Source organism: uncultured Campylobacter sp. (genome assembly GCF_963517995.1).
Classification (GTDB): Bacteria; Campylobacterota; Campylobacteria; order Campylobacterales; family Campylobacteraceae; genus Campylobacter_A.
Genome location: NZ_CAUQHQ010000095.1, coordinates 1 through 8,397 on the forward strand (window position 1 = coordinate 1; position 8,397 = coordinate 8,397).

The 8,397-nt window shown below is 33.9% G+C and carries 7 protein-coding genes; 2 read left to right on the top strand and 5 right to left on the bottom strand.

What is annotated here, in order from left to right:
• Nucleotides 1-116: 116 nt before the first annotated feature.
• From RYL88_RS09345 to RYL88_RS09365, 5 genes are all read right to left on the bottom strand, one after another.
• Nucleotides 117-1,847, bottom strand: coding sequence for a hypothetical protein (locus RYL88_RS09345; protein ID WP_314990827.1), 1,731 nt, complete (start codon nt 1,845-1,847; stop codon nt 117-119).
• 218 nt (nt 1,848-2,065) lie between these two features.
• A complete protein-coding gene (locus RYL88_RS09350) occupies nt 2,066-3,295 on the bottom strand; it encodes an McrC family protein (RefSeq protein ID WP_314990828.1) in 1,230 nt (409 codons plus the stop codon).
• Nucleotides 3,267-4,535, bottom strand: a complete 1,269-nt coding sequence (locus tag RYL88_RS09355) for an AAA family ATPase (RefSeq protein WP_314990837.1) — start codon at nt 4,533-4,535, stop codon at nt 3,267-3,269. The genes RYL88_RS09350 and RYL88_RS09355 overlap by 29 nt, the downstream gene beginning before the upstream one ends.
• Before the next feature lie 18 nt (nt 4,536-4,553).
• Nucleotides 4,554-5,120 (bottom strand): hypothetical protein, encoded by a 567-nt coding sequence (locus RYL88_RS09360; protein WP_314990830.1) that lies wholly within the window; start codon nt 5,118-5,120, stop codon nt 4,554-4,556.
• 676 nt (nt 5,121-5,796) lie between these two features.
• A complete protein-coding gene (locus tag RYL88_RS09365) occupies nt 5,797-6,609 on the bottom strand; it encodes an IS1595 family transposase (RefSeq protein WP_314990831.1) in 813 nt (270 codons plus the stop codon).
• A gap of 227 nt (nt 6,610-6,836) precedes the next feature.
• Between RYL88_RS09365 and RYL88_RS09370 the strand changes: the two genes are divergently transcribed.
• Both RYL88_RS09370 and RYL88_RS09375 read left to right on the top strand, forming a co-directional pair.
• Nucleotides 6,837-7,067, top strand: coding sequence for an XRE family transcriptional regulator (locus RYL88_RS09370; protein ID WP_314990833.1), 231 nt, complete (start codon nt 6,837-6,839; stop codon nt 7,065-7,067).
• Nucleotides 7,068-7,075: 8 nt separating this feature from the next.
• Nucleotides 7,076-8,332, top strand: a complete 1,257-nt coding sequence (locus RYL88_RS09375; RefSeq protein ID WP_314990835.1) for a DNA cytosine methyltransferase — start codon at nt 7,076-7,078, stop codon at nt 8,330-8,332.
• The last annotated feature ends 65 nt before the right edge of the window (nt 8,333-8,397 follow it).

Here is an 8,397-nt window from a genome sequence, read left to right on the forward strand (position 1 = left end):
TTAAGCAGCCCTTATTTTTTTTTGTATTTTTACGGTTTATTTGGGTTAAAAAAGATAGCCTGTAAAGTTGGTTAAAATGATAAAATTTGTAAATTTTTAAAATAACGCTACATTTTTTACTCGGCTACACTATCCGGTAGAGCTAAAAACTGATCATCGAGTACTATTTGAGCTACCAACCCACTATCGTTCAAACAGCTATAGATATCCTCTGCTATACTTAGGATTTCTTCGTAACTTTCGGCGCCTTTTAGTTCTTCTAAAAAACACGATCTTGCCGATACTTTATCATTTGCTTTTGCATAATAATAAGCTAATAGCCCCCAATGCTCACAGCCTGATTTTTGGATACTTTGACAAGCCATATGAAGAATATCGGCAGACGCGTTTTTATAAAATTGATCCATAAGCATATAAAGATCATAGCGATTGTAACTAGCCGCCGTATACTCTAAGGTCTTTATAGCTTTTAGATGAAGTCTCTGCGCCGCTTTAAAATCCAAGAAATAGTTCGTCGTATACTCGGCCAACTCGGTAAGCTCATCGGCGCTTTTGGCCGCCTTCTCAAGTCTGTCGCAATGCGTTCTAAGCCAATGTTTAATCCCTATAGTGCTAAAAATTTCAGACGTTAATAAATTTAAATCAATAGGGTCGTTTATATTTTGTGCTACTTTTTTAAAGATATCTTCGGCACTTTTAGTATCATTAAAATACCTTACGTAAACTTTAGCCATAGCTCCGGCCAAGGAGTATATATTAGCACCTTTTAGTACGTCTTTTTTGGCCGCCATTTCATCTAGCCGTCTTTTAGCCCAAGATCTCTTTCCTAGTTTTATTATCCATTCTAAAATATTGACTTTTTCGGTGTTTATATGAGAAGCTTTATAGTATATCGTGGCTTTGCCGTTTATTATATCAGACCTACAACTATAGTTTTCATTGTCGTCTAAAGGCGTTTCATCTAAAAAATAGCCTTGTTTTAAAAATTTTATCGTCTCTTTTTTGCCGAGAAATTTCTTTGCCATGGGAGCGATCTTAACAAAATCATCCGTATTTTTAACTAGTCCGATAGCCTTTTTTACGGCTTTTTTGCCTATATTTTCATTTTTATGACAAATCTTGGCTATGGCCATAAGATCCCATATGCAGTCTTTATTTATTATATTTTGATCAAGCAAAGCGCATGCAAGTGGTCTATCCACCAGGCGGTGTTTTAGTCCGCTTTTTATGTGTCTTGTATATAAAGATTTACTATCTTTTAGCGCTCTGTTATAAAACCTTTTTGCTATAGCATAAACATCTTTGATTTTTAAACTTAAAATTTCCAAACCAAAATAACAATAAAAGTTAGCGTCAAAATTAGTCGTAGCTAAAATTTCGTTTAAAAATCTTATTGCCGTATTTTGGCTTATGATTTTTAACTTTATAAAATTTAGCATATTGATATAACAAATCTCATATTTGGCATGCATTTTTGCCTTTAAAAACAGTCTTTTGCACCATCTTATATCATTTGTGATTTTATAAACTCTTTGGGCCAGGTACGCGTAGTCTGCTCCGCCTATTTTACAACGCTTTTCAAACATCAAAAGAACTTTTTTGGCTAAAGCTAGGTTTTCTTCTTTTGCTAGTTTTGTGGCGATATCGTCGTATGTAAAAAGATTATGATTTCGTCTTATTATATACTTTGGACAAATTTTTACGATCGTATCGAATTCGTCTTTGTCTATGGTTTTTCCTACCTCTTTAATCAACTCCCGTATAGGAATATTGTCATCAAGGACATAGCTAGCATACATTATCCTCCCCTCATCCAGCTTATGTAGTTTGTCGTAGTCGTAAAGCATCATTGCTCCTTTTAAGAGATATACAAATTTGTGTCAAAAAATTTTTAAGAAAATATATACAATGGCGTATTTTACAAATAAAGAGCGTGTGTAAGTTTTTGGCTCATATTAACTTAAGCTTTTGCTTAACTCTAGGTTAAAGAGAGGATATTTTAACAACTAGCCAGCCAGATTAATATAATACGAAAAACAAAGAATAAAATAAGTTTTTCCCTAATTTAAAGAATCGTACTCAGTCGGTTTGATGGGATTAGCTTATCATTTTCTAAATCAAAGTATAAAATTTCAAGCTGCATTTTATCGTCGTATTTAAAATTCATAGACTCTTGTTTTGCGCCGTCTATCTTTGGATATATTAGATAAAGCTTATCGCACTCGTATTTTTTGCCGTAGGCATAGAGCTGATATAGGTCGGCTTGTGAGATTTTATACTTTTTCTCGCTTTCGTTAATATCTTGCCTGATGATTTTCCACTTTGTGTCGGCTATAAATTTGCCTTCTAAAAATATATCAGGCCTTAGCCTAAAGCTCTTTGGCTTTTCTACCAGGTGTTTTTCTAAGTGTTGTAATGCAGTGCCTGGAAGCTTTTTCTTTATAAAATTTCCAACATAGCTTTCAAAGAGCGTATTCATATCAAACAGCAAGGCAAGGGCTAGATCGTCGCCTTTGTGCGGGGTAAAAGAGTCGCCCAAAAGAAAAATTTTGCACCATAGGAGCGCCTGCTCATAGTGTTTTACCTGACGATTTACGGCATAGTTTGCAAAGAAATTTTTATAATCGCTACACGTCGAAACATCATCAAATATAAACAAAAGCTCGCGTATTTTTTGTTGATTTTTGCTGACATTTGACTTCTTGTATAGAAACTTAAGCGTTGTTTTTATGACTTGATTTATCTTTATGTCGTTTAAAAATTCGCTGTATTCTACGTAAAACCGCTCTTTGTGGATGCTATTTCTTTTTATCTGCTCGTTTATATTTAGCTTTCCTTTTAGAAATTTTAGGTTATCTTCTAACTCTATGTAGTCACTTTTTACCCCCTTTTTTACAAGAGTCTCAAGCTCACATAAAAACATCGAGATGAAAATTTCTAAAAGCGGTAAATTTTGAGTTTTTAGATTGGCTAAATTTGAGCTTTTAAATGGGAAATCTTTTAACGTTCTTAGCATTTTTATTAAAACCGCTTTTGATCTTGATCTTTTAGCATCGTTATTATCTGCTATTTTAGGCAAAATTTCTATCGTTAAACCGCTTTTTGTCTGCAAAACTCCGACATAGTTTCTCGTCTGTATAAATTTCCCGCCAACCCCGCTTGCTATCCTTAAAAAAGGCGCATTTTCATCGCTATTTTTAAGGATAAAATTTTCTATATCGTCAAAGTCTTTTTTACCTATACTGTGCTGATATATACGTTCAAACTCAGTTATGGTTATCTGGCTTTGTTTCATTTACGCTTTCTTTGTCTGATGGTGGGTAAATTCCTATATAATTTTCAGGATTTTCAAAAGCACCTTCGTTTATCCCATACAAAACTTTATCACCTATATCATCAATCTCACCTCCAAACAAATCGCTTAGTTTTTTCTCTTCTTTAACTTTTACAAATTGAGTTTTATCGTCTTGCTTTTGATTATCTCCCAATACCAATCGTATCTTTTCCCAGTCATCATAAAAATACTCTTGTAGCAGCGGTAAAATTTTATTCTTAAAGATCGAAGCTAATTCTGATATATCCGCACCGCCTTTTAATGGCAGAAAATAAGCATGCCCCATCGTGTGGTCTCTGCCGTAAAGATACTCTATGCGCTCGTTTATAGTTTTAAGCATAGTAGTAAAATCTATCTCGATTTCTTTAGGATCAATATCCTTATCCTTATATTTTATTTTAATGGTTCCCAAAAGTTCAGGTTGTGGCATCATCTCCACAAACTCAAACCTTCTTCTAAGAGCCGTATCCATAAGGGCTATGCTGCGATCTGCCGTATTCATCGTGCCTATTATGTATAAATTTGACGGCACTCCAAATTTTTCTTTTGAATATGGCAGCTCCACCATTATCTCATCATCTGCTCCGAGCCTTTTTGACGGCTCTATTAGAGTTATAAGCTCGCCAAAAATTTTAGATATATTTCCGCGATTGATTTCGTCGATAAAGATGGCATATTTTGGTCTGCTCTCATTAAAAAACTTTTGCCGTTCATCTTTTGGCAAATCGCAGAAATCCCTAAGTTTACCTTTGTATCCACTAAGAAGCAAGGCCTCTTCGCAGCATTGATAAAAAATTCCTTTAGCTATCTCATAGGTTATCTCTTTGTCTTCGTTCTCGTTTTTGTCATCAATTTTTGGTCTTATGCCCTCTATAAATTCCTCGTATCCATAGCTTTGATGAAATGTTATAAATTTAAAATTTTCTTTAGTGTAGCTTATGCCTACCTTTTGCTCTTTTATCCCTTTGTATTCTTTGTAAAGCTCTATGGCTTCATGACACTCATCATCAAGTATTTTTGTATCTACACGCCATTCGCTTTTCTCATTTTTATCAAAGATAAAAGGAGTATCCCTTCTTTTTACATTTACATATTTACAATCATCTTTTGTATGAAATAATAAATATGATGATATTGTCTGGTTTGGTTTTTTTGAATTTGATTTTATTGATTTTAATTTAAATAAAGTGTGATTTACTATGCCGTTATTTAACTTAAGTCAGCCACCATTAATATTTGAAATAGCCGCATCATATAGGATGGCTGCCGCCACTTGACACCAAGTGTATTTTTCTATTTTTAACATTTCATATAGTGCATCGGTGTCATCGCCTGATTTTATATTAAGATTTTGAGTAAAATTTTCCATAATACTTGAAAGATTATATGTCTTTCCAGCCCATGGAGGGCCGTATAGGATTTGATTGAGAGTCTCCTGCTCTTGCTGTTTAATGTATTCAAGTAATTGACCGCTGATTTCGCGACTTTTTCGTAGGAGTCCTTGCAATCCATGTTCTTGTAAAAGTTTGAAATTGAGATTTTCTGATTTTAATTTTTTTATAAGTTTTAGTGTCAGCTTATTCTCGACCATGCTTACTACTTTGGTTTTAAATCTAATAGCTTGGATTGGCGCTGATATATAGAGGTAAACAATGTCGTCTATTTTAATTTTTTGATGTCGACCGCAATTATATTCGGTCAGGTTATTGTTTTCTTTAAATTCTTTTTCTTCATCACTTCGATTGGGATCACTAGGCATTACCCAATATTTTATATCCTTGCTCATCTGATCTCCTTATTATTAATATTCCAATGATTTTATAGTCTATTTTTAAAAAATAATCGATATTATGTAGCAAACACACCCAGATTTTCCTAATTTTAATCGCTAAAATTCCTTTTAAATTTAAAAAATCAAAAGGAATAAAAAATGCCACAATCTCACATCATTTAAGCCCTTACTGTAAAATATTCAGAGCTTCAAGGGTAAATCACATATCAAAAAAAGAGCTAATAAAAACGCTTACAAGTGAGCTTGAGAAGATAAGTAAAACGATACTAATATTTGAGCCAGATTTTAAGTTAAATGAAATCAAAAGTAGAAGCGTTAGGGCTATTTCGTATTTTAGGCGTGGCGAACTAACTAGGAAAATCTTAGAGTGCCTAAAAAATAAGCCTGGCACCATAGATGAAATAAGCGATTATCTATTTGCAAATTCCACCATAGATAGCCATTTTATTGCTAATTTTAAGAAAAATATCCACTATGCACTAAGCAAACTAAAACAAAGAAAAATCATAAAATAAGACCTGCATACTTACGAAATTGTCTAAGCGCCTAATCTCTCGCTCATTCTATGGTTGCCTTGCCAGTATCCACAAAACTCATTTGAGATAGGTTTAGTAAGGCATTTACCTAGTATATCTTTAAAGATAGTGCCATTATCAAGTCGTCTAGTATCCTATCTATAACTTATCTCATTTGCATAGCTTGATAGATACAAGACACTTAGCTTGTGACATTGTTCGTATTCTAGTCGCCTAAATCTAGCATTGTAGCTCTCGGCTTGATTGTTGTTTTCGCCACTACTTCCCATATACTCTACTGCGTGATTTACCACTTTGTGGTCATAATAAGCCGACAAATCGCTATATCCTACATTTTCATCAGTATGCACTTCGCTACCAAGCAAAATATGCTTACGAACTATGTTATTTATGTCAAAGGCATTTTCGCTTTTTAGCACGAAAGTTCTGCTTTTATTAGCACCGCTACCTAGTTCATTTCTTTGGCGAAGCGAGATAACCACTCTCTTATTAGGTTTAAAAGCTTTTCGCCTATCTATCCTATCGTTTATATTATTCTTTGGTCTTATGTAGTTGCCCACATATACTCCGTCAATCTCACAAACACCGCTAAACGGTTCATTGTTTTGATAATCAATTAGGCTCTCACGCAGTTTGTGTAGCAAGACAAACGCTGTTTTATACTGCACATCTAAATCATGGCTTAGTTGCAAAGCCGATATACCCTTAACCGCTTTTACAAATAACACGATAGCACAAAGTAAGGTTTGAAGTGGCAGTTTATGAGAGTGAAACAAAGTTCCACTTGTTACGCTAAATCTTTTATTACACTCGTTACATTTATATTCGTTTCTAGTGGTAATTAGATAAATTTTACCCACATTGCCACAGTACGGACAGATAGGATTTTCGCCATTACTATGCCACCTAATATATGCAAATGCTTTTAGAGCTTCACTATCGCTCATCTTTGCTATTTATAGTAGCGATAGTTTTCTAGCTCTTGATGATAGTAAGAAGTGTTGTACCATTTTATATTATCTTAGTGTAGATTATTTATTTTATAATGTTGATATTATACATATATATGTATTAAATAAAGCTAAATTATCTACATATAAATGTAATAAATTTAAAAACTTATGGATTTTTTATATTTGAAAATGTATAATCACAAAATTATAAAAGGAAAGATATGAAACTATCACAAATAATTCATAAAATTCATAAACTCATAGAAGCAAAAGAGATAAAAAATATCCCTAAAAGAGAAATGGCAGGTAGGCTAGGAATATCTGAGCGAACCTATATAGAGTGGCTTAGAGAGACTAATGAACCTATCGCTATGAAAGCGGTGCTTGATATGTTGTCACAACTAAAGGATGATGATATATTGCAGGTTATTAGAGAGTGGAAAGATAGCTAGAAAGTAAAATGAAAAAATACACTTGCATTGATTTATTCGCAGGGGCTGGTGGATTATCGCTAGGCTTTAAGCAAACAGATAAATTTGATATTTTAGCTCACATTGAGTGGGAAAAGCCTATGGTTGAGACGCTTAGAAACGATTTGGTAAAACGCTTTAAATTTAGCCCACAAGAAGCGAAAAAGAGAGTTATTAAATTTGATATTCAAAAAGTTAATGAACTTATAAATGGCTATTGGAACGATGAAACTCTTAAAGAGTATGCTATTGATAATGATGGAAATATCGCAAAATACGGCTTAAATGGCTTATTAGACGGCAAAAGTGTTGATATTATAATCGGTGGTCCACCTTGTCAAGCCTACTCTATCGCAGGTCGTGCCCAAGATAGGCACTCTATGAAAAACGACTACCGAAACTATCTTTTTGAAAGCTTTGCAAAAGTTGTTGAATACTATAAGCCAAAATGCTTTGTTTTTGAAAATGTTCCCGGTATGCTTAGTGCAAAGCCTGGCGATAAGTATGTAACTGAGAGAATTTATAACGCATTTTCTAAAATCGGCTATGAGATAACAAAACCTGATGATATGAAAAATATAATCTACAATAGTGCTGATTACGAAGTTTCACAAGCTAGAAATCGCGTGATAATCTTTGGTGTCCGCAAAACCGAGAGAGAGGTAGAGAGTAAAAGGCTCAAAAATTTCTATGCCGCGCTTGATAGCCTAAAATCAAAAAATCCCCCACTTACTTTAAAAGACGCTTTTAAAAATCTACCTAAATTTAAACCGCTAAAAACGCCGATTAAAATTAACGGCAAAAATATTTCGCACGAACTAATCAGCGATTTTAACCTAACTCAAAATTTCCCACGCTACAACAACCAAAGAGATTTAAAGGCTATGAAATTTTGGGTGCAAAATGATATGAACAAAGCCACCACAAAAGAAAAACTTGACTTCTATACCAAAACCACAGGCAAAATCTCAAATCACAACAAATATAGAAATTTAGAGTGGGATAAACCAAGCCCTACACTTGTATCGCACCTGCAAAAAGACGGCTTTATGTTTATCCACCCTGACGCCGAGCAAAACCGCTCTATTACGATAAGGGAAGCAGCGATTTTACAAACTTTTCCAAATGATTTTGAGTTTATAGGCTCATTAGGGGCTTGTTTTAAGATGATAGGCAATGCCGTGCCTGTAAATTTTGCAAAACACATAGCATTAGCAGTAGCAAAGGTTTTAGATGAGAGAGATTAACATAATAGTGGCTTGTGAAGAGAGCCAAAGAGTATGCACAGAGTTTAGGAAACTTGGGTTTAATG

Excerpts from the sequence above, each read along its gene's own strand:
- RYL88_RS09345 (WP_314990827.1), bottom strand. The coding sequence starts at position 1,847 with ATGCTTTACGACTACGACAAACTACATAAGCTGGATGAGGGGAGGATA.
- RYL88_RS09350 (WP_314990828.1), bottom strand. The coding sequence starts at position 3,295 with ATGAAACAAAGCCAGATAACCATAACTGAGTTTGAACGTATATATCAG.
- RYL88_RS09360 (WP_314990830.1), bottom strand. The coding sequence starts at position 5,120 with ATGAGCAAGGATATAAAATATTGGGTAATGCCTAGTGATCCCAATCGA.
- RYL88_RS09365 (WP_314990831.1), bottom strand. The coding sequence starts at position 6,609 with ATGAGCGATAGTGAAGCTCTAAAAGCATTTGCATATATTAGGTGGCAT.
- RYL88_RS09370 (WP_314990833.1), top strand. The coding sequence starts at position 6,837 with ATGAAACTATCACAAATAATTCATAAAATTCATAAACTCATAGAAGCA.
- RYL88_RS09375 (WP_314990835.1), top strand. The coding sequence starts at position 7,076 with ATGAAAAAATACACTTGCATTGATTTATTCGCAGGGGCTGGTGGATTA.